The sequence below is a fragment of the Bordetella trematum genome (assembly GCF_900078335.1).
GTDB lineage: Bacteria > Pseudomonadota > Gammaproteobacteria > Burkholderiales > Burkholderiaceae_B > Bordetella > Bordetella trematum.
Genome location: NZ_FKBR01000009.1, coordinates 164,280 through 186,680, shown reverse-complemented (window position 1 = coordinate 186,680; position 22,401 = coordinate 164,280). Strand labels below are relative to the sequence as shown.

Genomic DNA, 22,401 nt, shown 5'->3' with positions numbered 1-22,401 from the left:
GTTTTTTTTCATCAGGCCGTCTCGGGCGGCTTGCGGCGCGCGCGCTTACGCGCACGCGGATCCGGCGGGGGCGCGCGCCCCTCTTCCTGCGCCAGCAGGCATTCGTCGTTATGATCCAGCCACCCCCGCTCGCGCGCCTGAACGATCAACTCCGGCCGACGCGCCAGCGTCAATCGCAATGATTGATCGCGCCGCCAGCGAGCGATCCGGGCATGATGCCCACTCATCAGCTCAGCCGGCACCGGCTCGCCCTCGTAGACCTCCGGCCGGGTGTAATGGGGGCTGTCCAGCAAGCCCGACGACGCCTCGTGAAAGGAATCCTGCAGGGCCGAATCCCCATCCCCCAGGGCGCCCGGCAAGAGCCGCACCGCAGCATCGATCACCGCCAGGGCCGCAATCTCCCCGCCCGAAAGCACGAAGTCGCCCAGCGAAATCTCCAATGTCACGCAGCGGTCGATAAAGCGCTGATCCAGCCCTTCGTAGCGACCGCAAATCAGGATCAGCCCCTGACTGGCCGCCAGACCTTGCGCGGCCTGCTGATCGTAGCGCCGGCCAACGGGCGCCATCAGCGCCACCGGCGCCGCCGCCAGCCCCTGCTGCGCCCGGGCCGCCTGCGCCGCCGCCACCGCCGCCTCCAGCGGAGCCGCCAGCATCACCATGCCCGGGCCGCCACCATACGGGCGATCATCGACCGTACGGTGCACATCCGTCGTGAAGTCACGCGGATTCCAGGTATGCAGGGACCACAGGCCCTGCCCGTGCGCGCGTCCGCTGACCCCGAGATCCCGCACCACGGCGAACATCTCCGGAAACAGGGTGACGACATCGATGCGCATCAGTCTTCCAGCGGCCAATCGCTATCGATACGGCGGGCCGCCAGATCGACAGCGCCAATATGCGCCGCCACGAATGGCACCAGCACTTCACGGGCACGCCCCTTGGCATCCAGCACCGCCGCGCCTGCAGCATCGAGCCTCTGCACCCGCAAAATGGCATGCGCCGGACTTTCCAGCACCTCCTGCACCACCCCGATCCGCTGAGGCTCGCCCGCCTCGCTGGTATAGAGCTCGCAGCCGATCAGGTCGACCCAGTAATACTCATCATCGCCAACCTTGGGAAACGCCGCCCGTGACACCCAAACCGAAACGCCCTTGAGCGCCTCGGCCTGGTCACGGTCCTGCACACCCTCGAGCTGGGCGACTGCCGTCGCACCATGCGCGCGACACTGCTGCACGACGCTGGCGCGCGCGGTCTGCAGGTCTCGCCCCGGAGGCAACAACCACCATTGGCGCGCCGCCCGCAGCACATCGGCCTGGGCAGAGTGCGGCACCACCTTGATCCAGCCCTTGACGCCATAAGCGCCCGCCACGCGACCCAGTTCCACCAGATCGGCAGGCGGCATACCGGCACGTTCAGACATGAGAGCCCCTGAAGTTTGAAATCAATGCGACCACCCGACACGCAGGCGGCGATCAGATACCGGCCGCCGGCGAACAGCAGGCGGCCCGGGCATGTAGCGCACCGGCAAGGCCAGACAGCCCACACCACACAGGCAGGCCATGCGCAATACCCGACGGGCGCGTCCAGACAAACCGCCCGCACAAATGGCAGTGCCGGCCAAACAGGCCGGCACAACACCAATCTTTCCTCAGGCTACCCGCTTGACGGGGCCACACTCAGGCCTCGACCCAAGCAGCCATCTGCGGGAGCCTGCCAACGCGGTCACCCGGCTCAAGCCAGGCCACGCTACCGGTCCAATGCCGCCAAAGGCGGCATCAAGCCAGCTTAGGCAGCCGCCGAAACCTTGGCCGAGTATTCCTTGACCAGACGAGCCACGGAGGGCGACAGCTGAGCGCCGTTGTCGGTCCAGTACTTCACGCGGTCCAGTGCGATACGCAGGGTTTCCGAGCCTTCGCCGCCCACGGGATTGTAGAAACCCACGCGCTCAACGAAACGGCCATCGCGACGATTGCGCGAATCGGCAGCCACCAGGTTGTAAAACGGACGCTTCTTCGAGCCGCCACGGGCCAGACGAATCACCACCATAGGTAATCCCTTGAATTAGATGTGAAAAACGGGAAATTCTAGCATTTAAACCGGCCACATGGCAAACGGCTTGGCTTTTTCCCGACGAAATAGCCCGCCGACAATGCCGTGCGGGGTCGAATACTGTCTGCCAAACAACACTCCGGGCGCTGTCACTGGCAGCGAGCCGATGCAGCACATCAGACTCGCCGGGGCGTAGCATACACCCACTTTGCCCTTTGACGCATCCCGGGCGGCCAGCAACGTCGCTCAGCGACGACGCAGATAGTGCACGACGCTGCCTTGCTGGCTGACCTGCGCCAGCAAGGCATTGCCGCTCTGGGCGGCAAAGGCCTGGAAATCGCGCTCGGCCTTGGCATCGGTGGTGATCACCCGCAATACCTGTCCGCTCTCGATCTGCGCCAGGGCTTTCTTGGCGCGAAGAATCGGCAAGGGGCAACTCAGGCCACTGGCGTCGACCTCCAGGTCATAGACCGGCGCGGCAGGATCAAAGACGCTCATGAACCCAACCCTGCACGCTCGCCACGGCATCGGCCAGGGCCGCAACATCCGTGCCGCCGCCCATGGCCATGTCCGGACGGCCACCGCCCTTGCCCCCGATGCGCCCGGCCACATAGCCCACCAGGTCTCCGGCCTTGACCTTGCCGGTCAGGTCGGCCGTCACGCCGCCGACCACGCTGATCTTGCCGTCGACGCTGGTCGCCAGCAACACCACACCGGACTTGAGCTTGTCCTTGAGGTTGTCGACCATGCCCCGCAACGCCTTGGGATCGGTATCGGCGACGATGGCGGCCAGCACCTTCACGCCCTTGATCTCGATCGCGGCCTTGTCGGCCAGATCATTGCCGGCATTGGCCGCCAGCTTGGAGCGCATCTGGTCCAGCTCTTTTTCGAGCGCCTTGATCTGCTCCTGGGCCAGCGCGATGCGCTCGGGCAACTCGCTCACCGGCGTGCGCAGCACGCTGGCAGCACGCTGCAGCAGCGCATTCTGATCCTGCACCCACGCCAGGGCGTTGTCGCCGGTGATTGCTTCGACACGGCGCACGCCGGCCGCCACGCCACCTTCGGACACGATCTTGAACAAGCCGATATCCCCCGTGCGGCCGACGTGCGTGCCGCCGCAGAGCTCGCGCGAGGAACCGATGTCCAGCACACGGACGGTGTCGCCGTATTTTTCTCCGAACAGGGCCATGGCCCCACCCTTGACGGCGTCGTCATAGGCCATGACGCGCGCCTGGGTCGACTGGTTGGCCAGCACTTCGGCATTGACCAGCGCCTCGACACGGCCGATCTGTTCGGCCGTCATGGGCGCGTCGTGAGCGAAGTCAAAACGCGTCTTGTCGGGATCGACCAGCGAGCCGCGTTGCTGCACATGGCCGCCCAGCACTTCACGCAGGGCCTTGTGCATCAGGTGGGTAGCCGAGTGGTTGCGCACGGTGCGCGCGCGGCGCACGGCATCCACACGGGCCAGCAGGGTGTCGCCCACTTTGAGCGCCCCGGCTTCGAGGGTCCCGTGATGGCCAAATACACCGGCCTGAATCTTGAGCGTGTCCGCCACGACGAAACGCTGACCGTCCCCCAGCAGCAGGCCGGTATCACCGACCTGGCCACCCGACTCGGCATAGAACGGGGTGACATCGAGCACCACCACCGCCTGTTGCCCGGCTTGTACGGCATCCACCTGGGTGCCGTCGACGTACAGGGCAGTCACCTTGACGTCGCTCAGTTCGAGCTGCTCATAGCCCTCGAAGCGCGTCTGCTCACCCTCGTAGCTCAAGCCTTCGGCCATCTTGAACTTGCCGGCCGCACGCGCCTGTTCGCGCTGGCGCGCCATGGCGGCCTCGAAGCCCGGCATATCGATCTCGACGCCGCGCTCGCGACAGATGTCGGCCGTCAAATCTACCGGGAACCCGTAGGTGTCATACAAGGTGAACAGGGTCGTGCCGTCGAGCAGGCTGCCCTTCTCGATGCCGGCCAGCGCCACATCAAGAATCTTCATGCCGTGCTCCAGCGTTTCGCCAAAGCGCTCCTCTTCCTGTTTGAGCACCTGGCCCACCCGCTCGGCGGTCTTGGCAAGCTCGGGATAGGCCTCGCCCATTTCAGCCACGAGATCCGGCACCAGGCGATGGAAGAACGGCTGGGTCTGGCCCAGCTTGTAGCCATGACGCAGCGCACGACGCACAATGCGGCGCAGCACATAGCCACGGCCCTCGTTGCTCGGAATCACGCCATCGACGATCAGGAACGCGCAGGCGCGGATATGATCGGCGATCACCTTGAGCGAGTTGTCGTGCAGGTCCTTGACCCCGGTTTCGCGCGCAGCCGCGGCGATCAGGTGCTGGAACAGGTCGATCTCGTAGTTCGAGTGCACCTGCTGCAGCACGGCGGCAATGCGCTCCAGGCCCATACCGGTGTCAACACAGGGCTTGGGCAGACGAGTCATGTTGCCGGCGGCATCCCGCTCGAACTGCATGAACACCAGGTTCCAGATCTCGATATAGCGATCGCCGTCCTCTTCGGGCGAGCCCGGAGGGCCGCCCCAGATCTCGGGGCCGTGATCATAGAAGATCTCGGTACACGGGCCGCACGGGCCGGTGTCACCCATCTGCCAGAAGTTGTCGGAAGCATAACGGGCGCCCTTGTTGTCGCCGATGCGGATGATGCGCTCGGCCGGCACGCCGATCTGCTTGGCCCAGATGTCGTAGGCCTCGTCATCTTCCTGGTACACCGTGACCCACAGCTTTTCGACCGGCAGCTTGTAGACCGTGGTCAGCAGTTCCCAGGCGTAGCGGATCGCCTCTTCCTTGAAATAGTCGCCAAAGCTGAAATTGCCCAGCATTTCAAAGAAGGTGTGGTGACGCGCGGTGTAGCCGACGTTTTCCAGGTCATTGTGCTTGCCGCCGGCGCGCACGCTGCGCTGCGACGAGGTCGCGCGCACATAGGGCCGCTGCTCCTTGCCCGTGAACACGTCCTTGAACTGCACCATGCCGGAGTTGGTAAACAACAGCGTGGGGTCGTTGCCCGGGACCAGTGAAGAAGACGACACGATGGTGTGTCCCTTGGACTGGAAGAATTGAAGGAACTTCTGGCGAATCTCAGAGGATTTCATCGTGGATGAATCGGGGGATTTAGGCGAATCGTTGATTATAGAGGCTAGGCGCGTGCCTGCCAGCCGAGGCCGGCCTGGGGCCGGGTTTCAGGAGCCCGGCAGCGCCCTTACGCATACGAATCCGGTGGTCCAGCCCTCGGTTTCCGTCCATTTTCCTCCTGAAGAGACCGGCACGGCAGCGAAACCGGCCGGGCAGGCGCAACGCCCTGCCAGGGGGTTGCGCGCTGACTCGCCGCTGTACAGGGCGCAACCATAACGGTTGTTGCGTGCAAAAGCCCCGCCGAACGCCCCCTCCCCCGGACGCCAGCGGCCCCGGTGGCATTGCAGCAACTCTCCGGCATCGCCCTGAGCCAGCGCCCCGGTTTCCAGGCAGGCCTGGCCCAGGGTGCGCCGTGCGCCGGCCCAGAGTGTCCCGCCTGCGGCCAGACGCTCGCCCGCCATCACGGATCCGGCCACGCTCAAGGAACCGCGCAATTGCGGATCACGGGCATCCCCACGATGAACGTAGCGAGGATCCAGGCCGCCGCTGGAGCCGGCCCAGGCCAACGGAGTGCCTGCCGGGATCAGCGGCAAGCCTGGCTGAGGCGGATTGGGAAACGCGAACTGGGCGCCACGCAAGCGATCGTCGGCAAGCCCTCCTCGCGCGCCAAGCTCTTGCAGCAGCGGCGCCAGGCGCACCACATCTGGTCTGCCATCCGGCAAACGCCAGGCCAGCCCCGCCACCACCAGGGCATCGACCCGGCATCCTGCCCCCGGGCAAGCCGCTGCGGCAAGCACCATCAGACGAACCCCAAAACCCAGTGGCGCATGGTCGGGAAACCCGGCCGGCAGCAGACCGGCCTGCCGTAACTCGGCTAGCGCAGGCGTGGCGGGGCGCGCAAAAACCGGTTTATCCGGCGTCTCGCCACGCCAGCCGCCCAGATCGAGCAGCACCGCCTGCTCCAGGGCGTGGCGCACCTGCGCCATCCATTGGCCGCTGGCCCGGGCGGCCAGTTCATCGGCCTGACGGGCCCACTGACTGGCGGCCCACACGGCCAGCAGCAGGCTGAGCGCCAGGGCTGCCGTCAGTTCGACCAGGGCAAAGCCGCGCTGCGCTGCCGGCTTCATGGAAAGGTGAAGGCAAAACGATTGCTGGAACCGCATTGCGCGGCCGCCAACAAGGGCTGATAGGGCCGCGCAGGGGTAGCCAGGTCGTCCTTGACCTGCACGGCGGCCGCCCGGCCCTGTACGCTCACGCGAAAGGCCAAACGCTGCAAGGCCGAAGCCAGCGATGGGCAGGCCGCCGGATGAACGTTATCGAGGGTCAAGGTAAAGGCAGAGCCAACAGGCTGGCCTGGCCGGGTGGCGCTGGCCAGGGTGATGCGACCGTCGCCCAGGCCATGCCTCACCTCCCGGGAAGCCCCCTCCCCCGAGATCGACACCACGCTTGAGTCCTGCAAGGCCTGCGCCAGAATGGCATTGTCCATGCCTGCGTACGGCGCCGCGCCCGCCGACACCGCCTGGATACGCATGCGCACGACAAAGCGTTGCAGTTCCTCGGCCAGTTTGGGCACGCGGCTTTCGATCACATAGCCATGAATGGCCGGCACGCCGATGACCGCCGCCATCAGCAAAATGGCGGCCACCACGGACACCTCGATCAGCGAAAAGCCCTGCTGGCGGCGCTCGATCGCCGCCGCCCTTGCCACGTAATCCATAGCGCTTCCTCCGAAAATCGCGGCATCAGGCCGCAGCATAGAAACTCGTCAGGCCGCGTCGCAGCTCGTCGATGACGCCGTAGTGCCAGAACGTCAACCCCAGCATGGCCAGCACGGTCAGGATCAGCAGCAACCAGCGCCAGCCCGCAGCCTGGCGCAGCAGGCGCGGCAACCAACGCTGCTCGACACGCTGACGCGCCTGCGCCAGACCCATCTCGATGCCGTGAGCGGCCATCATGTCGCTCATGAACCACCACAGCTCACGAGCCAGAAGACCGGTCTGGAACGTCGCCGCGCCGACCACTCCCTGATCGATACGCGCCAGCATCATGTCGATATGCCAGCCCAGCCAGGGCAAGGCGTAGTGGCGCTGCGCCTGCAGAGCGGCGCGCAGACGCGTGTCGATCGCGCCACGGTCCCGAAGCAGCACCTCCAGCAACCCCAGGAAACGGATCGCCTGCGTATCGCGATAGAGCCTCCAGGGCCCGATGCCGTCAAAGCGCACCCGCCACGGGCCGCGCCAGTGACCAAAAGACCAGACCCACAATCCGAGCGCCAAGGCAGCGGCAAGCGCCACCAGCGGCCCCAGCCACACGAGATTGGCGGCCAGGGCATAGAGCCGCAGGGTGAGCGGGCCAAAGTACGCCGGCGGCAGATGCCCGAACACCTGCTGCAGATGGGGTACGGTGAATAACGGTATCGCCCACAAGGTACCCAGCAGCACCGTCAAGGCAGCGATAGCGCTCGCCAGCGTGCCCCACAACTGCCGAAAAGCCTGCTCCGAAAGCCGGCAGGCGCGCGCCAGGTCCTCCAGCCCCTGCACCAGCGCCTGCGTGCCGGCCGCCTGCGCCGTGGCCAGCAGCAGACACTCCTGCGCCGGCGCGACCCCGCCCCACAGGGCAGCCAGCTCCCCGCCATGGGTGCCGCAGGCCTGCACCCAGCGCGCAGCGAGGCGGCCACGATAATGACCAGCCCCATAACGTCGCGCATCATTGGCAAAGATGTCGCGCAAGGAAAAATGCCCCTGCCCGGCACGCAACAAAGCCGCCAGATAAGCGTAGTAATCCGCGCGTACCCGGCGAAAGCGCCAGGCGTCAGCCTGCAGCCGCCACCAGGGATCAGCCATGCAGGGCCTCCTCGATACGGGCCAGCCGACCCAGCAGTGCCTGTCGCCCGCCAGCGCGCGCCACCCATTGCCGGGCATCCAGTTCGCCCCGGCAGGCCTTGCGTGCCAGACTGCACTGCCAGCCATCCGGCGGCGCGCCAGCCGAACCGGGCAGGAGTTCCGCCGCGACCCGGCGCCCGGCATAGCCGTGCAGCGCTGGCGGGCCTTGACGGCAACGCGCGCAGCCCCGGGCATTGCGCAAGCGCAGGCCCTGCCGTAGCACCTGCGGGAGCGCCTGCAACCAGCGGTTCCAGGCCGAGGCCTGAGCGCCGTGCAGCAAGGCCTGAACCGGCCAGGCGCAGCCCGGGCAGGGACAAGGCAAGAGTTCCTGGTAGACACGCAACTTGAGCACGCCCTCGCAGGCCAGAAAGTCTGCCGGCACACCGATGAAATCCGAGGCCAGGCGCACCGCAATGGCCGCGGCCGAGCCGGCGTGTACGGTGGTGTAGACGCTGACTCCGCAACCGGCCAGGTCCATGAAGGCACGACCGGTTTCGCGATCGCGCACCTCGCCCAGGTAGACATCGTTCATGGCGCTGCGCTTTAGGGTTTTGAGCTTGGCGTCGAAAGCGCCTTCATGGCCGCTTTCCAGGCCTCGACCGACGGTATTCTGCAAGGCGTGCGCAATGCGGAATTCGACGGGGTCTTCGAGCGTGATGATCTTGCGCGTGACGGCCAGACCACGCAGCAAGGTCGCCAGCGTGGTGGACTTGCCCGAACCCACCCGGCCGGCCACCACGATGGCTCCCCCCTCCAGGTCGGCCGCCTGACGCAGCAGGCGTGCCTGTTGCGCCTCGAAACCCAGCCGGGTGAGACTGCGCCCGCCCTCCTCTGCCTGGAGCAAACGCAGGCAGACCGAGGGCCCATGGTCGGTCGCCAGCGACGCCCAACGCAACACGAGATCGCAGTCATCGATACGGCAGGCGATCCTCCCTTGCTGCTCGATGCGAGGATCGAAAACCGCCCCATTGCCACCGGCCACGTCCATCCACACCACCGCCAGCATGTCGAGCAGCGTCGCGCGTGCCAGCGTGGACAGCCCGGGCAGGGCGACATAACGGCCATCGATGCTGTAGCGCACCTGGGCAGGCCCCGGCTCAAGCGCGTTCAGATGGATATCGCTGGCGCCGGCGTTCAATCCGGCCCGCACGATATCCTCAAAAAGCAGTGCCAGCGTGGGCCGATCGAGCAGACGCGCCCGGGGTTGGCTGGCGGCATCGCTCAACAGGCTGAGCAGCAGCGCCGCCTCGACCTGGATGCGCGCTGGATGGGCCAGAATGTAGCCCCGCGCCCGCAACTGCCGCAGCATTTCGTCGGCCCAGGCACCCCGGACATAACGCGCCTGCGCCAACAAGGCAGCACTGCCATCGGCCAGCAGTACCGGACACAGGTGGCCAGTCAGGCCCGCGAGATCGAACTCGTCACGCAGCACGCGCGCAAACGGAGGATCGAGCTCCTGCAGAGCCTGGACAGCGACGACCTCGCTGTAGTCCGGCACGTCAGTCATGGTCGTCTCCGGGGGACAGCAGGCAGGCCTCGACCAGCGTGCCGTCGGGCCGCTGCAATTGCACGCATGGCCATTGCACGGCATGCAGAACGTAAGCGGGCTGCCCCAGGTCGGCGTACTGGCTGCGTACCCGCTCCAGCCCCTGTTGAGCGCGCATGCGCAGGCCCGCAACGGTGAATTCGGCAATCAGGCGCTGCCCGACGCCATAGAGGGAGTGCAGACGGATCATGGCGCCCCCGGAGGCGGCCTCGGGCGAGGCCGGCGCCTCCGCAGCCGGCCCGGGCGCAACGCCCGGACCGGGGTCAACCGGTGCCTTTGGTGCGTCCAGTTCGCGCCGCAGCCATTGGTCGATGTCCTCACGCAAAACGTCGGCCGGCACCTGCGGGGGAGCGCTCTGCTGCAGCAATGCAGCGTCGCTGTCCGGCGTACCCGCGGACTCGACGGCGGGCGGCGCGGCCTGCACATCGAAGCCAGCGACCCACAGCGCGATCAACAGGCCGGTGCGCCGAAGTTTGGACGCCGGCTCAAGGGATATCCACGGACGGGGCATGCAATGCTCCTTCGAGCAGAACGGTGAGAGGACTGTGACGGAGGGTGATTGCCTGCTCCGGATCGAGCTGCAGCATCAGGCGCTGCCAACGCACGCCCAGAACGGGCCACTCGGGCAGGAAGAAAGAGCGCAGCGGCCCCTTGAAACGAAGCGCTCGCGACATCGGGGCCGTCTTGCCATCACCCGAGGCCGCCGCCCAGGGGCCCATCCATAACTCGGCAAAGGCCTGACGCCAGGGCTGCAGCGCGCGCAGCCACAGCGCGTCGGGGGGCATGCGCCGGGCATCCGCCTGGACGGCCGACGGACATTGCCCGCCGGCCGTCCAGGCCAGCTGGATTTGATCCAGGCCTGGCGTGGAAACACGCCAGCCCGCTTCGAGGCCGGCCTGGAAAGCCGCAGTCATGGCTTGCGCGTCGATTGCGGCATAGTCGGCCCGGCATGCCCATAACCTCCCGGCAGGAGCACAATTCGCCTGCTGCAAGCGCCAGCCAACCCGCTGAACGAGCAGACGCCGCAGACTGTCCAGCACCGCCCCCAGGCACAACGGCTCTGCCTCGGGGAGAGAGGCCTGAACCGGCGGTGACGAGGCCGCCGGCATGACGAGAATCTGGCTTGCGCGCCACGCCAGGCCCCCCACAGCCAGGGGCAGCACGACCAGAAGCAAGCAGCCGGCCAGCCCCGGGGACAGACGCCGCAGGCGCGCGCCCGGCGAAGGCGGCGCGGCCAGCGCCTGCTCGACCGCGGCCGGATCATGGGAGGCGACCTCCCAGGCGGAAGTCAGGCGCTCAAGCGCAGCCTGGGCCTCCTCGTGCTGCGTGAAGAGCCGGTCCCCGCCAGCCTGCACGGCACCATCCTGGACGGCAACCAGCCAATAGCGTCCGCTGACAGGCAGCACCGCCGCGACCGCGCCTGGCGCACATTGCAGGGCCACCTGCTGCGCGGCCGAGAACAGCCGCCCACGCCAGGGCAGGCGCGCGCAGCCTGCCGCAACGGCACGCACGCCACCCAGCACGTATCGGTTGGCCCGCATCTGCCGTGCACGGCGACGCGCCAGCCCTGCTGCGTGACTGCCAAGCACCGCAAACCAGGCCAGGCCGTAAACCCAGCGCACGCCGTCGCGAGCCACATGCAGGCCGGCATCAGCCATCGGCTTCCTCCAGTTGGGCGCTGATCACGATGACTGTCAGCAAACGTTCGTGGCTGGCCTGATCGCGACCGCCGGCCAGCAACGGCGCATCCGGCGCAACGCGCTCGCGCTCGACGCTGTCGGTGCTGCGGTCAAAGCCCGAGAGCACCACCGCCTGTCCGGGGCGCAGCCGCACCTGCTGTACGCTGCCGCTGCCATCCAGGGTGAGCTGCTGGACCTGCAGGGGCCGCTCGCCGTCGCCGAATGCCAGGGCGCGCAAGGGTTGGGCGACAGTGTTGTCATAGCCGATCGACAGCAGGATGCTGCCGTCGTCCTGGGCATCGGGCAGCAGCGTGAGAAAGGTGCCGACGGTCACGCGGCGCTGATTGACCGAAACGGCTGCCGGCGTGCGCGGGTTCTCGCCCGCCGGGCTGCGCTCGATCTGATCCACATAAGAGAAGGTGCTGTGCACCGCGTAGCTGACCGGACGCCGGTTGAGCGTCAGCAGGGGAATGGAGCGGTGATGGCGCACGGCGCCATATTGCGCGAGCGCCTTCAGGATGGCGCGCGAACCCGAGGCGGCCCCCCGGGTAACATTGACGCCCAGGGCGGCACCGGCCGATGACGCCCCGGGTGGCAACAGCGCCTCGATGCCGGCACGCGCGCCGGCATAAAGCAGCCGCCAGTCGATCGCACCCTCGGTGCTGTCACGCAGACGCAAGGTCAGCTCTTCGAAGAGCAGCCTCACGCGCCGGCCGGCGCGCGCATTTTCCTGGGCAATGAAGGCTGCCGCACGCGCCAGCGCAGCGGGCGTATCGGTCACGATCAGGCTGGCGCCGGAGTCGGTCAGCGACACCTGCCCGAAACGCGTCAGAAACGCTTCGACCTGACGCCCCAGCAGCACGGCCGGCGCCGGGAGCTGCAACGATGCGCTGGCCCGGATGGCATGGTCAAAGCCTGCGCCACCGTCGGCGCTTCGGCCCAGCCTGGCTTCGGCCTGCGACTGCAATGGCAACATGCGCAGATCGAACACACGCGTGTCACTGCGATAGAACTCGATGGCACCATCGCGATAGCGCCACCAGACCAGCAGGCGGGCTGCCAGGGAGTCGAGGATATCGGCCAGCGGACGCGGCCCCTCCTGCAGTTCAATGGCGGCCTGTGCCGGCACGACAATGGTTTCCTCTGCGGCGACCCTGGGCAGGAAGCGCTCGGGCGGCAGCAACGCCTCGGGCTGCACCCTCACCGCGATGCCGGTGGCGCGCTGCAGACGCTCGGCCAGCTGCGGCAGGGTAGCGCGGCCGGCGAAGATGAGCGTGGTGTCGACCTTGGCCTGCAAGGGCCGCGGCAAGGCCACTTCGCGGGCCAGGGGCTGGGCCGGGCCCGCCAGCCAGGGTTTTTCGACCTCCTGGGCGGCCTCGCGGGCAGCGCGCAGCAGCTTGGCATCCTGTTGGCGCGCTTCGGCCTGATGCAGGGTTTCGAGGCGCTCGCGCGCCTGGCCGACGGCGTCGCGCAGGCTTTGCCAGTGGGCCCGCAAACCGCAACCGGAGAGCATCAGGCACAAACCCAATCCGCATAGGCTGCGCAGCCCGATATGGCGCCTCATGCCGGCCCCGCCACGCTGCGGTCGCAGCTCTGTGCCAGGGGCAGCACGCGCAAGACCCGATTGGCATAGAAACATGGCTGCAGCGGGCGGTCGCCCAGCTCGGTGGCGCGCAGCAGTTGCCGCACGGCCACCTTGAAATCACCGTCGAAACCGGCCTGGCCCTGCAGAGGAATATCGACCGTGGGCAGCCAATGCTCGGCCCCGAAGACCCAGCCGGCCTGGCGTGCCCAGCGGCTGAGCACGGCGCGCAAGGTGGTGTCCGGCGGACCGGCGAAAAAACGCGGCGACGCCGCTGAGGCGGGACGATGCGGGGAGGACGCCACAGGCGCAGGCGGCGCAGACACGGACGGCACGGCCTGGGCGGAGTCAGCCGCAACAGAAGATGCAACGGGGGCCTCGGCCAGCGCCGGCGCCTGCCCGGATGACGTGGCGTCTGCCGGCGGCGCGGGCAGGCGGGCTGGGGCGTCCCCGGGCCCGCGCTGGCGCTGTGCGTACGCCTGCCGACGCCCTCCGCGCAGCACCAGCTGCGACCAGCCAGGTGGCAGCAGCACGTAGGGGTCTCGACGTTGATACGCCAACAGTTGCTCGCCCTGCGCGCCCAGACCGAAGATGGCGGGAATTGCCTGACCGGCGGGAAACTGCAGCCAGATACCTTCGGGGCTATCGAAAACCTGCAAGGGGGCCACGGCGGCGTCGCCGCTCAGACGCCAGTCGAAGTGGTACAAGCCATCGCCCGCCTGCCAGGCCGCAGGTGCCGTGGCGCAACCGGCCAGGGCCAGCGAAATCGAGAAAGGAAAGACATGGCGCATTGCCCACCTCTGAAGTCTGCCGCGCAGGGCGTATGTCAGGGATGATGGGCAGGCCGAGGCCCAAGCGGTAGACCGGCTTGTACGCGGGAGTTTTCACGCACACTGCCTATGCCGGAAAAGACAACGCCCCCGGACAACCGCAGTGACTGCGGCCTTCCGGGGGCGAGGCAGCCCGGCTTCGATCAGCGCTGGGCTGCGATCGTGCGTGCCTGGCCGATGGCCTTGTTCAGCGCAGCCATGGGAGGCGTGGTGCCGTTCAGGGCTTCGGTGAGATTGCTGTTGAGCACCGGCTCGATGCGTTCGTAGTTGGCGATGCGGAAGCCTCGGCCGTTATCCGGCAGGGGCGTGCGCATCGATGCCACGACTTGCTGGAGGCCAGGAACCTTGTCGTAGAAAGACACATCCGAGGCACGGAAGGCTGCTTCCGTCAGGGGCAGGAAGCCCGTGCGCTGATGCCATTCGGCAGCCACCACCGGTTTGGACAGCCAGCCCAGGAAATCGGCGGTTGCCTTATCCTGGGCAGCCGGGTTGCCACTCAACGCCCACAAGGCCGAACCGCTGACAAAAGGACGGCCGGCCGTCTTGGTGGCCTGATCATAGAAGGGCAACGGCGCCACGCCGAAAGACAGCCCGCGCGTATTCAGGAAATCGCCGAAAGACGAGGACGACGAGGTCAGCACACTGCACTGGCCCTTGGCGAATTTCTGATCCGGCTTCTTGTCGTTGGACGACTCCGTAAACAACAGCGAACGCTTCCAGCTCACCATGAGCGAGATATGGCGCATGTACAGGATGTCGAACTGCATGGTGGGCGCCTGCTTGGCAGCGGTCAGGCCGTTGCTGTTGCTGGCGTAGAACTGGTTGTTCACCGGCGCGAGATTCTCCAGGTGCACGGAGACCTGATCGCTGGAGGCATAGGGGCACTCGACATCGGCGACGTCACGCAGCTTGAGCAGCTCGCCCTGCAGATCGGCCCAGGTACGCGCCGGCTGCTTGGGGTCGAGACCGGCCTTCTTATAAAGCGCCGTGTTGTAGTACATCACCGGCACTTCGGCCATCCAGGGGAAGGCCAGCAGGCGGCCGCGGTTGTCGCGCGTGAAGCCGGACGTGTCAGGCAGGAACCACTTCAGGTCCTTGACCGGATACTTGGCCAGCAACTGGTACATCGGCATGATGGCCTGGTGCTGGGCCACCACTTCGGGGGAGCGATTGTCGGCCAGCTGGATCAGGTTGGGGCGCTTCTTGGCCTTGATGGCCGCGCTGGCTTCCTGCGTCAGAGCCGCTTGCGTGGGAAAGGCGCGCAGCGCGACTTCCACGTCTTTCTGTTCTTTGTTGTATTGCTTGGCCAGCTTCTCGAACTCGACCTTGTTGGGCCCCGCAAGCGTATGCCATACCTCGATCTTGACTGGATCGGCATGCGCCAGGCCCATGGTAGCCATGGCCAAGCCGAACACCCAGGCGCGCCGGCTGGCGGCCGTGGCACGGGCGATGCCCGTCAATTGCAATTTCTTCATAGGTTCACAGACCAAGAAAGGGAAATTCCGGTTCCGGCCGCCGTCCACTGAGCAGATCGGCCAGAGCACGGCCCGAACCCACCCCCATGGTCCAGCCCAGCGTGCCGTGGCCTGTATTGAGATACAGGTTGGCGATGCGTGTGCGGCCGATAAGGGGCACGTTCGAGGGGGTGGACGGGCGCAAACCCGACCAGTAACTGACGCGTTCGAAATCGAGCGCATCGGGAAAGAGCTCCCGCGCCAGCGTGGTCAGCGCATCGCAACGGCCTGCGTTGAGCTCCCGGGAGTACCCCGACAGCTCTGCCGTCCCCGCCATGCGCAAACGATTACCCAGGCGCGAAAACACCACTTTGTGGCTGCTATCGGTCAGACTGACAGAAGGGGCAGCCTCGGGTTTGAGTATAGGATAAGTCGCCGAGTAACCCTTGGCCGGATAGACGTTGCAGGGGACTCCCAGCGGACGGACCAGCATGGGGCTGTAGCTGCCCAGGGCAACCACATAGGCATCGGCATCAATGCGGCCATAACGGCCGTCCGGCTCGATGACCTCCACCCCCAGCACCTGCCCGCCTTCGCTGATCAGGCGGGTGATGCGGGTATTGAAGCGGAAGTCCACGCCGGCCGCCTCGCAGCGCTGCGCCAGGCCCACCGTGAACAGGTGTACGTCGCCGCTTTCGTCTTCGGGGGTGTAATCGCCCCCGACGATGCGCGCACGCTGCGGCGCCAGCGCGGGCTCGATGGCGATGACTTCGTCGGCATTGATGACGCGGCGCTCGACGCCGAAGTCGCGCATCAGGCCCGCGGCGCGCTGCGACGTTTCGAACTCATGCGGATCGCGGTAGAAATTGAGGATGCCGCGCTCCAGCTGGTCATATTCGATCCCCAGCTCGGCACGCATGGCGCGCAGCGTGGAGCGGCTGTACTCGGCCATGCGAACCATGGCGCGGATATTGGGCGCCAGCCGCGATGGCAGGCATTCGCGCAGGAAAGCCAGCCCCCAGACCCATTGGCGCCAGTCCAGCTGCGGGCGGAACAGCAACGGCGCGTCATCCTGGAACATCCACTTCAGGAGCTTGAGCGGCGCCTGAGGGTTGGCCCAAGGCTCGGCATAAGAAACCGAAATCTGCGCACCATTGGCCAGACTGGTTTCCTGGGCCGGCCCGGTAGAGCGGTCGACCACCACGACGTCATGGCCGGCCTGTGCAAGCCACCAGGCGCTTGATATCCCAATGATGCCGCTGCCCAATACCGCTACTTTCATGCGCCAATCGCTCCTGTGTGTCTCCGGTAGATCCCGGCAACTTGCCTGTCAGACACCACCTATTTATTGGTGGGGCAGTTTACTCCCCTCCCCGTGCGAGCGCCTATGGGACGACGGTAAAAAAACCCTTCATTCACCGTGGCTATCCGAAGCGCGGCCACCCACGTGGCCGGAGCCTGCGGGGGCGGGCAAAAAAAAGGGAAGCTTCGCCGGCATCCAATGCCGAGAGGCCTCCCCCTGCTTGTTACAAAGCCGCCATGCCTCAGGCGGTCTCGATGCGTGCGAGATCCGCCTCCGACGTGAAGGCATCGGCGTAGAACTCGTCTTCCGGCAAACCGCATTGCAGGGTGAAATCACGCCTGGCGGCGTCGACCATGGCAGGGGCACCACAGGCATAGACCTGATAGCCGGCCAGATCCGGGATGTCCTGCATCACGGCCTCATGAACAAAGCCGCTGCGGCCGCTCCAGGCGTCCTCTGGCAAGGCGTTGGACACCACCGGGATGTAGGTCAGCGAGGGCAGCGCCTGAGCCCAGGATTGCGCCAGCGCGTTCATGTAGAGGTCTTGCGGGCGGCGCCCGCCCCAGTACAAGGAGACAGGCCGACGGATATCCTGGTGGATGATGTGTTCGACGATGGCCTTGACCGGCGCAAAACCAGTGCCGCTGGCCAGCAGCACGATGGGCTTGTCGGAATCCTCGCGCAGGAAGAAAGAACCGAACGGACCTTCCAGGCGAAGGATTTCGCGCTCTTTCATCTGGGTGGCGCCCTTGCCGAACACGTGATCGGTGAAAAGCCCGCCAGGCATGTGGCGGATGTGCAGCTCAAGGGGGCTGCCCTTGTGCGGCGCACCGGCCATCGAATAGCTGCGGCGCTTGCCATCCTTCAGGATGACCTCGATGTACTGCCCGGCGTAGTAGAGAAATTTCTCGGAGGCGGGCAGTTGAAGCTTGATCTCAACGACGTCCGGCGCCAGCGGCGTGAGCGTCTGCACGCGCGAAGGCAGCTTGCGGATCTGGATGTCGGTGGCCAGGCGCACTTCGGTCGATTCGATCACCAGATCGCTTTGCGCGCGCGCCTGACAGAACAGCGTATAGCCTTCGGCCAGATCTTCGGGCGACAGGATTTGCGCCGGATAGACCCCGGCATCGACCTCGCCGGCCACCACCTTGCCCTTGCAGGTCGAGCAGGCGCCGGTGCGGCAGCTATAGGGCAGGATGATGCCTGCGGCCATGGCCGCATCGAGCACCGTCTGGCCGGGCTCGACCTGGAATTGATGCAGACTGGGTTGGATGGTGACCTGAAAGCTCATAGTGATGCGAATCAAGAAAGAGGGAACACGGACGCCACCCAAACGGCGGCGTCCCTGGGCGGCGCCGTCAGGCGGTGAATTGGCGGATTTCCTTGACGCGATTGTCGTCGGTGACCAGCACCACGGTCGGCTTGTGAGTCGCCGAATCTTCCTCGGACATCGGGCCGTAGGTGCAGATGATCATCAGGTCGCCGACCTGCGCCCGGCGCGCAGCCGCGCCATTGAGCGAAATCGCGCCGCTGCCGCGGGCAGCCTTGATGATATAGGTATCGAAACGCTCACCATTGGTGACGTTGTAGAGTTCGATACGCTCGAACTCGCGCATACCAGCGGCGTCCAGCAGATCTTCGTCAATGCCACACGAGCCTTCGTAGTGCAGATCGGCTTCGGTGACCGTGACGCGGTGCAGCTTTGCCCGCAGCATAATGCGTTGCATAAAGAGAATTCCTGGGTAGGCGGTCCGGACCGCAAAAATATTCGTCGCGCCGGCCATCTCAGCCGGTCGCAAGGCCCCGGCACCGGTTTTTGCCTGGGGTCGGCGCTTATTTTATAATCTTTGGGCCCTGGGACGACCCGGGGCCGGCATTTGATCTGCGGCGCCCTGCGCGCCGCTTGCCGAAAATCCGGGGACGGCCCCTTGCGCCTGGCCGCAGCCAGGCTCACGCCAAGGAGCTCTCCATGACCTGGATCATCCTCATTCTCGCCGGTCTCTTCGAAATCGTCTGGGCTGTCGGCCTCAAGTACACGCACGGTTTTACCCGGCTGACGCCCTCGCTGATCACCGTGGGCGGCATGATCATCAGCTTCTGGCTGCTGGCGATCGCCATGAAATCCCTGCCGCTGGGCACGGCCTATGCGGTCTGGGTCGGCATTGGCACCATCGGCGCATTCGTGGCCGGCATCATCCTGTTTGGGGAAACGCTGAGCGCACTGCGCGTGATCAGCGTGCTGCTGATCGCCGCCGGCCTGGCTGGCCTGAAGCTGGCCAGCGGCTGAAGCGGCTCAGAAGTCCAGCTCGGCCTGAGCGCTGTCACCGACTCGCAGCATGACTTCATCCTGTGCGTCGATGATGCCGTTCTGGCCGAACACCACCCCCTCCTCCAGTGTCCGGTACGCCGCGAGCGTCAGCCCGGGCTCCTGGTATTGCTGGGCGGTTTCCTGATCGATATCGGGGATGCTGCAGCGCGTGCACGGTTTGACCAGCGCAATGCGCCAGGCACCGAAATCGACCAAGGCGGTAACGTCCTCTTCAAACGCCTGCCAATCATCACCTTCCAGCACAATGTTGGGCCGGAAACGATTGACCGGCACCGGCGCCACGCCTTTGGCAGCCAGACGGGCGTTGAGGTCGTCGAGCGACGCCTGATTGATCACCAGCAAGGGAAAGCCATCGGCAAAACCGAAATGATGATCTCCCGCGAACGCCCCGGCCGCATCAGGATGACGTTCGCACCAATCCTGCACTCGTTGCGGCTTGGCGGCGCGACGCGCCTGGGCGTCGACCTTGACCAGGCGACAGGGCTGGCCCAGAAACCTGCTGAGCCACTGCGCGGCCTCGTCGCTCTCGGCGCGCGCCTGCACAGTATCCCGCCAGACCACCACGGGCTCGGCCCGGGTGGCCAGCTGGCTGCCATCCAGCGCGATGTCCAGGTCCGGCATGTCCGGAGCGCTCAGGCGCAGGACATCGGCCGTCAGGCTGGGCCGGATAAGCGCCATGCGCGGCCATTGGCGCTGCGTCATGAACTGCCCGCTCTGGCCTAGGATCATCCAGCGCCGGTCATGCGCCAGACCGGCGCGCCCCAGGCGGGCTGCCGGCAGGTCGATGCCATGGCAGGATTTGATGGGATAGATGTGCAGGCTGCGGACAGTAAGCGGCATGACGTCGATGCACGAAAGAGGGAGCAGGAAAGCATAGCAGAGCCGGCAGGCAGAAAAAAACCAGGCGCCCGAAGGCGCCTGGCAAGCGATACCGCGATGACAGCCGCCGATCAGGCGAACGCCGTCTCGGCCAGCGGCTCCACCGGCTCGAAACCCTTGCGCGTGGCAATGTGCTCGGGGCGCGGGGTCAGGCCGCACTTGGGCTGCGCCAGCACGTTTTCCACGCTGTTGTAGACCATGAACACGTTGGCGCGCGGCCAGGGCGAAATGTTGCTGTTCGAGCCATGCATGGTGTTGCAATCGAAGAACACGACCGAACCGGCCGGCGCCGTCATGGTGCGTATGCCGCCCTGCTCGGCCAGCAGCTGCAGGCTGACCGGATCCGGCACGCCATACTCCTGCTTCTTGAGCGACTGCTTGTAGTGATCATCCGGCGTCTCGCCCACGCAGGAGATGAACTGACGGTGCGATCCCGGCACCAGCATCAGGGGCCCGTTGGTCTCGTTGTTGTCCGTCAGCAGCACCGAGCAACTCAGCGCCCGCATGGCCGGCATGCCGTCCTCGACGTGCCAGGTCTCGAAGTCGGAGTGCCAGTAGAACTCCTTGCCCTTGAGGCCCGGCTTCATGTTGGCGCGCGACTGATGGATATAGACCTCCGAACCGAGGATCTGGCGCGCCACATGCGCCAGCCGTGGCTCACGCGTGAGCCGGGCCAGCAAGGGGCTGAGCACGTGCACCATGAAGATGGAACGCACGGCGCTGCTGCCCGGTTCGGTGATGGCTTCTTCGCGACGCACGATGGCCGGATCGCGCGTCATGCGCTCGACCTCGGCCAGCAGTTGAGCGACCTCGTCGGCCGAGAACAGGTTCTCCAGCAGGAGAAAACCGTCGCGCTCATAGGCCTGCAACTGTTCGGCGCTCAGGACATCGGCATAGCTGCCGTCGCCGTAGACGACCGGGTCCTGGCGCGCGATGATGGCCGCGGCCCGATCGGTGCGTGAAGCATACGGATCTTGTGCAGTGGAAATCATCGTCTGCCTCCTTTCTTTCAAGCCGTCTCGGTTTCCGGCAAGGCATAGACGCCATCGGCGTCATGCACTTCCTGCCCCGTCAACGGCGGATTGAATACGCAAATGACGCGCAGCGGCTCCTTGCCGCCACACAGCCAATGCTCGTCATGCTGATCGAGGGCATAGACCACACCCGGACCCAGGTCGTAGCACTTGCCGTCGGCCACGGTTTCGATGGAGCCATCTCCTTCGATGCACCACACGGCTTCCAGGTGGTTCTTGTAATGGATGTGGGTGCGGGTGCCCGGGAAGATGGTGGTCTCATGGAAAGAGAACCCCATGTTGTCCTTCTTGAGCAGCACGCGACGGCTCATCCACGTGTCCGTACGGACCTCGTCGGCGGTGCCGATCACATCTTTTACATTGCGCACGATCATTAGCGTTTTCCTCCAAATTTGAGAACCCGTGCCGAAGGCTGGGTTTGGCCCAAGGCGTCGGCCACACTGGCCTCGATGACTTCCAGCCCCTGCATCAGCAGTTCGTCTTCGATCGTCAGGGCCGGCAGCAGCTTGAGCACTTCGTCATGCGCGCCGGAGGTCTCGATGACCACCCCACGCTCGAAAGCCTTGCTGGCGATCTGATTGGACAGTTCCGGCGTCGCGGTGCTGACCAGGCCCTGGATCAGGCCCCGGCCACGCGCGGCCAGGCCGGCGTTGGGATAGCTGTGTGCCAGGTTCTCCAGCCAGTCGCGCACGATGCGCTCCTTGCGCTGCACCTCGGTGGAGAACGCGTCGCTGGCCCAGTAGCTGTCCAAGGCCTGTGCGGCGGTGACGAAAGCCAGGTTGTTGCCTCGGAATGTGCCGCTGTGCGCGCCCGGTTTCCAGACATCCAGCTCGGGCTTCATCATGACCAGCGACATCGGCAGGCCGAAACCCGACAACGACTTGGACAAGGTGATGATGTCGGGCCGCAGGCCGGCCGACTCGAAGCTGAAGAAACTGCCGGTGCGCCCGCAACCGACCTGGATGTCATCCACGATAAGCAGCATGTCGTGACGGTGGCAGAGCTTCTCCAGCTCCTTGAGCCAGCGCAACGTCGCCACGTTGACCCCGCCCTCGCCCTGCACGGTTTCCACGATGACGCCAGCCGGCTTGTCCAGACCACTGCTGGGGTCTTCCAGCATGCGTTCCAGATAGGCAATGGTGTCGACGTCGGGGCCGAAATAGCCGTCATAGGGCATGAAGGTGGTATTGCCCAGGGCATAGCCCGCCGCACCACGGAACTTCATGTTGGCCGTGGCCGCCAGCGAACCGCCGCTCACGCCATGAAAGCCATGCGTGAAAGAAATGATGTTGGGGCGGCCCTTGACCTGACGGGCGATTTTCAGCGCGGCCTCGACCGCGTTCGTACCCGTGGGGCCGGTGAACTGCAAGGTATAGCGCCAGTTGCGCGGCTTGAGCAGCACCCGCTCGAAGGTTTCGAGAAAGCGCTTCTTGGCGCTGGTGGCCATGTCCAGGCCATGGACGACACCGTCGCTGGCCAGGTATTCGAGCAGTTTCTCTTTGAAGACAGGGTTGTTGTGGCCGTAGTTCAGGGTGCCAGCGCCACTGAAGAAGTCGATGTACTCGCGACCGCTCTCATCGATGAGCAGAGATCCGCGAGCCTGGCTGAATATCACCGGGAAGGACCGGATGTAGCCACGCACCTCGGACTCCATCCGGTCAAATATTTTTAAATCCATGTGATCCTCCCTTTCTAAATTGACAGACAACACGCCCCCGACCGTGCCCGCAACGGGCTCGGCTGAAGGT

General features: G+C 65.8%; 22 protein-coding genes. 1 reads left to right on the top strand and 21 read right to left on the bottom strand.

Translation table 11 applies throughout. From position 1 onward, the window contains the following. Nucleotides 1–11: 11 nt before the first annotated feature. The 17 genes from trmD to panD all read right to left on the bottom strand — a co-directional run bounded on the left by trmD (nt 12) and on the right by panD (nt 18,138). Complete coding sequence (gene trmD / locus A7V84_RS03560; RefSeq protein WP_063492478.1) at nt 12–836, bottom strand: tRNA (guanosine(37)-N1)-methyltransferase TrmD; 825 nt, start codon at nt 834–836, stop codon at nt 12–14. After that, nucleotides 836–1,420 carry a ribosome maturation factor RimM gene (gene rimM, locus A7V84_RS03555; RefSeq protein WP_063492479.1) on the bottom strand — a complete coding sequence of 195 codons (585 nt, stop codon included), beginning with the start codon at nt 1,418–1,420 and terminating at the stop codon, nt 836–838. The genes trmD and rimM overlap by 1 nt, the downstream gene beginning before the upstream one ends. A gap of 365 nt (nt 1,421–1,785) precedes the next feature. Continuing rightward, a complete protein-coding gene (rpsP, locus tag A7V84_RS03550) occupies nt 1,786–2,046 on the bottom strand; it encodes a 30S ribosomal protein S16 (RefSeq protein WP_025512593.1) in 261 nt (86 codons plus the stop codon). A gap of 249 nt (nt 2,047–2,295) precedes the next feature. Continuing rightward, nucleotides 2,296–2,547, bottom strand: a complete 252-nt coding sequence (locus tag A7V84_RS03545; RefSeq protein ID WP_025512594.1) for a sulfurtransferase TusA family protein — start codon at nt 2,545–2,547, stop codon at nt 2,296–2,298. Next, on the bottom strand, nt 2,534–5,155 hold the full coding sequence (gene alaS, locus A7V84_RS03540) for an alanine--tRNA ligase (protein WP_025512595.1): 2,622 nt from the start codon (nt 5,153–5,155) through the stop codon (nt 2,534–2,536). Before alaS ends, A7V84_RS03545 begins: the two co-directional genes overlap by 14 nt. A gap of 87 nt (nt 5,156–5,242) precedes the next feature. Continuing rightward, nucleotides 5,243–6,262, bottom strand: a complete 1,020-nt coding sequence (locus A7V84_RS03535) for a prepilin-type N-terminal cleavage/methylation domain-containing protein (protein ID WP_063492480.1) — start codon at nt 6,260–6,262, stop codon at nt 5,243–5,245. Next, on the bottom strand, nt 6,259–6,852 hold the full coding sequence (locus A7V84_RS03530) for a prepilin-type N-terminal cleavage/methylation domain-containing protein (RefSeq protein WP_052125671.1): 594 nt from the start codon (nt 6,850–6,852) through the stop codon (nt 6,259–6,261). Before A7V84_RS03530 ends, A7V84_RS03535 begins: the two co-directional genes overlap by 4 nt. Before the next feature lie 25 nt (nt 6,853–6,877). Beyond that, nucleotides 6,878–7,978 (bottom strand): hypothetical protein, encoded by a 1,101-nt coding sequence (locus A7V84_RS03525; RefSeq protein ID WP_063492481.1) that lies wholly within the window; start codon nt 7,976–7,978, stop codon nt 6,878–6,880. After that, nucleotides 7,971–9,524: a GspE/PulE family protein gene (locus tag A7V84_RS03520; RefSeq protein WP_025512599.1), complete on the bottom strand. Its 1,554-nt coding sequence runs from the start codon at nt 9,522–9,524 to the stop codon at nt 7,971–7,973. The genes A7V84_RS03525 and A7V84_RS03520 overlap by 8 nt, the downstream gene beginning before the upstream one ends. Further along, nucleotides 9,517–10,074, bottom strand: coding sequence for a hypothetical protein (locus A7V84_RS03515; RefSeq protein WP_127070865.1), 558 nt, complete (start codon nt 10,072–10,074; stop codon nt 9,517–9,519). The genes A7V84_RS03520 and A7V84_RS03515 overlap by 8 nt, the downstream gene beginning before the upstream one ends. After that, the gene (locus A7V84_RS03510; RefSeq protein WP_063939972.1) at nt 10,049–11,221 is read right to left on the bottom strand and encodes a hypothetical protein; all 1,173 of its coding nucleotides are present in this window, start codon (nt 11,219–11,221) and stop codon (nt 10,049–10,051) included. Before A7V84_RS03510 ends, A7V84_RS03515 begins: the two co-directional genes overlap by 26 nt. Then, nucleotides 11,214–12,806 carry a hypothetical protein gene (locus A7V84_RS03505; RefSeq protein ID WP_063939971.1) on the bottom strand — a complete coding sequence of 531 codons (1,593 nt, stop codon included), beginning with the start codon at nt 12,804–12,806 and terminating at the stop codon, nt 11,214–11,216. Before A7V84_RS03505 ends, A7V84_RS03510 begins: the two co-directional genes overlap by 8 nt. After that, nucleotides 12,803–13,615, bottom strand: a complete 813-nt coding sequence (locus A7V84_RS03500; RefSeq protein ID WP_082833050.1) for a TrbG/VirB9 family P-type conjugative transfer protein — start codon at nt 13,613–13,615, stop codon at nt 12,803–12,805. Before A7V84_RS03500 ends, A7V84_RS03505 begins: the two co-directional genes overlap by 4 nt. 182 nt (nt 13,616–13,797) lie before the next feature. Further along, nucleotides 13,798–15,129 (bottom strand): extracellular solute-binding protein, encoded by a 1,332-nt coding sequence (locus tag A7V84_RS03495; RefSeq protein ID WP_033534463.1) that lies wholly within the window; start codon nt 15,127–15,129, stop codon nt 13,798–13,800. A gap of 4 nt (nt 15,130–15,133) precedes the next feature. Beyond that, the gene (locus A7V84_RS03490) at nt 15,134–16,390 is read right to left on the bottom strand and encodes a D-amino acid dehydrogenase (protein WP_025512605.1); all 1,257 of its coding nucleotides are present in this window, start codon (nt 16,388–16,390) and stop codon (nt 15,134–15,136) included. A 262-nt stretch (nt 16,391–16,652) separates the two neighbouring features. Next, nucleotides 16,653–17,702, bottom strand: coding sequence for a CDP-6-deoxy-delta-3,4-glucoseen reductase (locus A7V84_RS03485; RefSeq protein WP_025512606.1), 1,050 nt, complete (start codon nt 17,700–17,702; stop codon nt 16,653–16,655). A 67-nt stretch (nt 17,703–17,769) separates the two neighbouring features. After that, nucleotides 17,770–18,138, bottom strand: coding sequence for an aspartate 1-decarboxylase (gene panD / locus A7V84_RS03480; protein WP_025512607.1), 369 nt, complete (start codon nt 18,136–18,138; stop codon nt 17,770–17,772). 242 nt (nt 18,139–18,380) lie between these two features. Between panD and sugE the strand changes: the two genes are divergently transcribed. Next, entirely contained in the window at nt 18,381–18,698 is a 318-nt protein-coding gene (gene sugE, locus A7V84_RS03475) for a quaternary ammonium compound efflux SMR transporter SugE (protein WP_025512608.1), read from the top strand. A 6-nt stretch (nt 18,699–18,704) separates the two neighbouring features. Here the strand turns inward: sugE and A7V84_RS03470 are convergent, their stop codons facing one another. The 4 genes from A7V84_RS03470 to ectB form a co-directional block, all read right to left on the bottom strand. Next, on the bottom strand, nt 18,705–19,580 hold the full coding sequence (locus A7V84_RS03470; RefSeq protein ID WP_033534464.1) for an MOSC domain-containing protein: 876 nt from the start codon (nt 19,578–19,580) through the stop codon (nt 18,705–18,707). Nucleotides 19,581–19,690: 110 nt separating this feature from the next. Next, nucleotides 19,691–20,611, bottom strand: a complete 921-nt coding sequence (gene thpD / locus A7V84_RS03465; RefSeq protein ID WP_025512610.1) for an ectoine hydroxylase — start codon at nt 20,609–20,611, stop codon at nt 19,691–19,693. Nucleotides 20,612–20,628: 17 nt separating this feature from the next. Continuing rightward, nucleotides 20,629–21,027, bottom strand: coding sequence for an ectoine synthase (locus tag A7V84_RS03460; RefSeq protein ID WP_025512611.1), 399 nt, complete (start codon nt 21,025–21,027; stop codon nt 20,629–20,631). After that, nucleotides 21,027–22,331, bottom strand: a complete 1,305-nt coding sequence (ectB, locus tag A7V84_RS03455) for a diaminobutyrate--2-oxoglutarate transaminase (protein ID WP_025512612.1) — start codon at nt 22,329–22,331, stop codon at nt 21,027–21,029. Before ectB ends, A7V84_RS03460 begins: the two co-directional genes overlap by 1 nt. Nucleotides 22,332–22,401 lie beyond the last annotated feature (70 nt).

What these genes read in the sequence shown, in the direction of transcription:
- trmD (WP_063492478.1), bottom strand. Translation starts at nt 836, where the DNA reads ATGCGCATCGATGTCGTCACCCTGTTTCCGGAGATGTTCGCCGTGGTG.
- rimM (WP_063492479.1), bottom strand. Translation starts at nt 1,420, where the DNA reads ATGTCTGAACGTGCCGGTATGCCGCCTGCCGATCTGGTGGAACTGGGT.
- rpsP (WP_025512593.1), bottom strand. Translation starts at nt 2,046, where the DNA reads ATGGTGGTGATTCGTCTGGCCCGTGGCGGCTCGAAGAAGCGTCCGTTT.
- A7V84_RS03545 (WP_025512594.1), bottom strand. Translation starts at nt 2,547, where the DNA reads ATGAGCGTCTTTGATCCTGCCGCGCCGGTCTATGACCTGGAGGTCGAC.
- alaS (WP_025512595.1), bottom strand. Translation starts at nt 5,155, where the DNA reads ATGAAATCCTCTGAGATTCGCCAGAAGTTCCTTCAATTCTTCCAGTCC.
- A7V84_RS03535 (WP_063492480.1), bottom strand. Translation starts at nt 6,262, where the DNA reads ATGAAGCCGGCAGCGCAGCGCGGCTTTGCCCTGGTCGAACTGACGGCA.
- A7V84_RS03530 (WP_052125671.1), bottom strand. Translation starts at nt 6,852, where the DNA reads ATGGATTACGTGGCAAGGGCGGCGGCGATCGAGCGCCGCCAGCAGGGC.
- A7V84_RS03525 (WP_063492481.1), bottom strand. Translation starts at nt 7,978, where the DNA reads ATGGCTGATCCCTGGTGGCGGCTGCAGGCTGACGCCTGGCGCTTTCGC.
- A7V84_RS03520 (WP_025512599.1), bottom strand. Translation starts at nt 9,524, where the DNA reads ATGACTGACGTGCCGGACTACAGCGAGGTCGTCGCTGTCCAGGCTCTG.
- A7V84_RS03515 (WP_127070865.1), bottom strand. Translation starts at nt 10,074, where the DNA reads ATGCCCCGTCCGTGGATATCCCTTGAGCCGGCGTCCAAACTTCGGCGC.
- A7V84_RS03510 (WP_063939972.1), bottom strand. Translation starts at nt 11,221, where the DNA reads ATGGCTGATGCCGGCCTGCATGTGGCTCGCGACGGCGTGCGCTGGGTT.
- A7V84_RS03505 (WP_063939971.1), bottom strand. Translation starts at nt 12,806, where the DNA reads ATGAGGCGCCATATCGGGCTGCGCAGCCTATGCGGATTGGGTTTGTGC.
- A7V84_RS03500 (WP_082833050.1), bottom strand. Translation starts at nt 13,615, where the DNA reads ATGCGCCATGTCTTTCCTTTCTCGATTTCGCTGGCCCTGGCCGGTTGC.
- A7V84_RS03495 (WP_033534463.1), bottom strand. Translation starts at nt 15,129, where the DNA reads ATGAAGAAATTGCAATTGACGGGCATCGCCCGTGCCACGGCCGCCAGC.
- A7V84_RS03490 (WP_025512605.1), bottom strand. Translation starts at nt 16,390, where the DNA reads ATGAAAGTAGCGGTATTGGGCAGCGGCATCATTGGGATATCAAGCGCC.
- A7V84_RS03485 (WP_025512606.1), bottom strand. Translation starts at nt 17,702, where the DNA reads ATGAGCTTTCAGGTCACCATCCAACCCAGTCTGCATCAATTCCAGGTC.
- panD (WP_025512607.1), bottom strand. Translation starts at nt 18,138, where the DNA reads ATGCAACGCATTATGCTGCGGGCAAAGCTGCACCGCGTCACGGTCACC.
- sugE (WP_025512608.1), top strand. Translation starts at nt 18,381, where the DNA reads ATGACCTGGATCATCCTCATTCTCGCCGGTCTCTTCGAAATCGTCTGG.
- A7V84_RS03470 (WP_033534464.1), bottom strand. Translation starts at nt 19,580, where the DNA reads ATGCCGCTTACTGTCCGCAGCCTGCACATCTATCCCATCAAATCCTGC.
- thpD (WP_025512610.1), bottom strand. Translation starts at nt 20,611, where the DNA reads ATGATTTCCACTGCACAAGATCCGTATGCTTCACGCACCGATCGGGCC.
- A7V84_RS03460 (WP_025512611.1), bottom strand. Translation starts at nt 21,027, where the DNA reads ATGATCGTGCGCAATGTAAAAGATGTGATCGGCACCGCCGACGAGGTC.
- ectB (WP_025512612.1), bottom strand. Translation starts at nt 22,331, where the DNA reads ATGGATTTAAAAATATTTGACCGGATGGAGTCCGAGGTGCGTGGCTAC.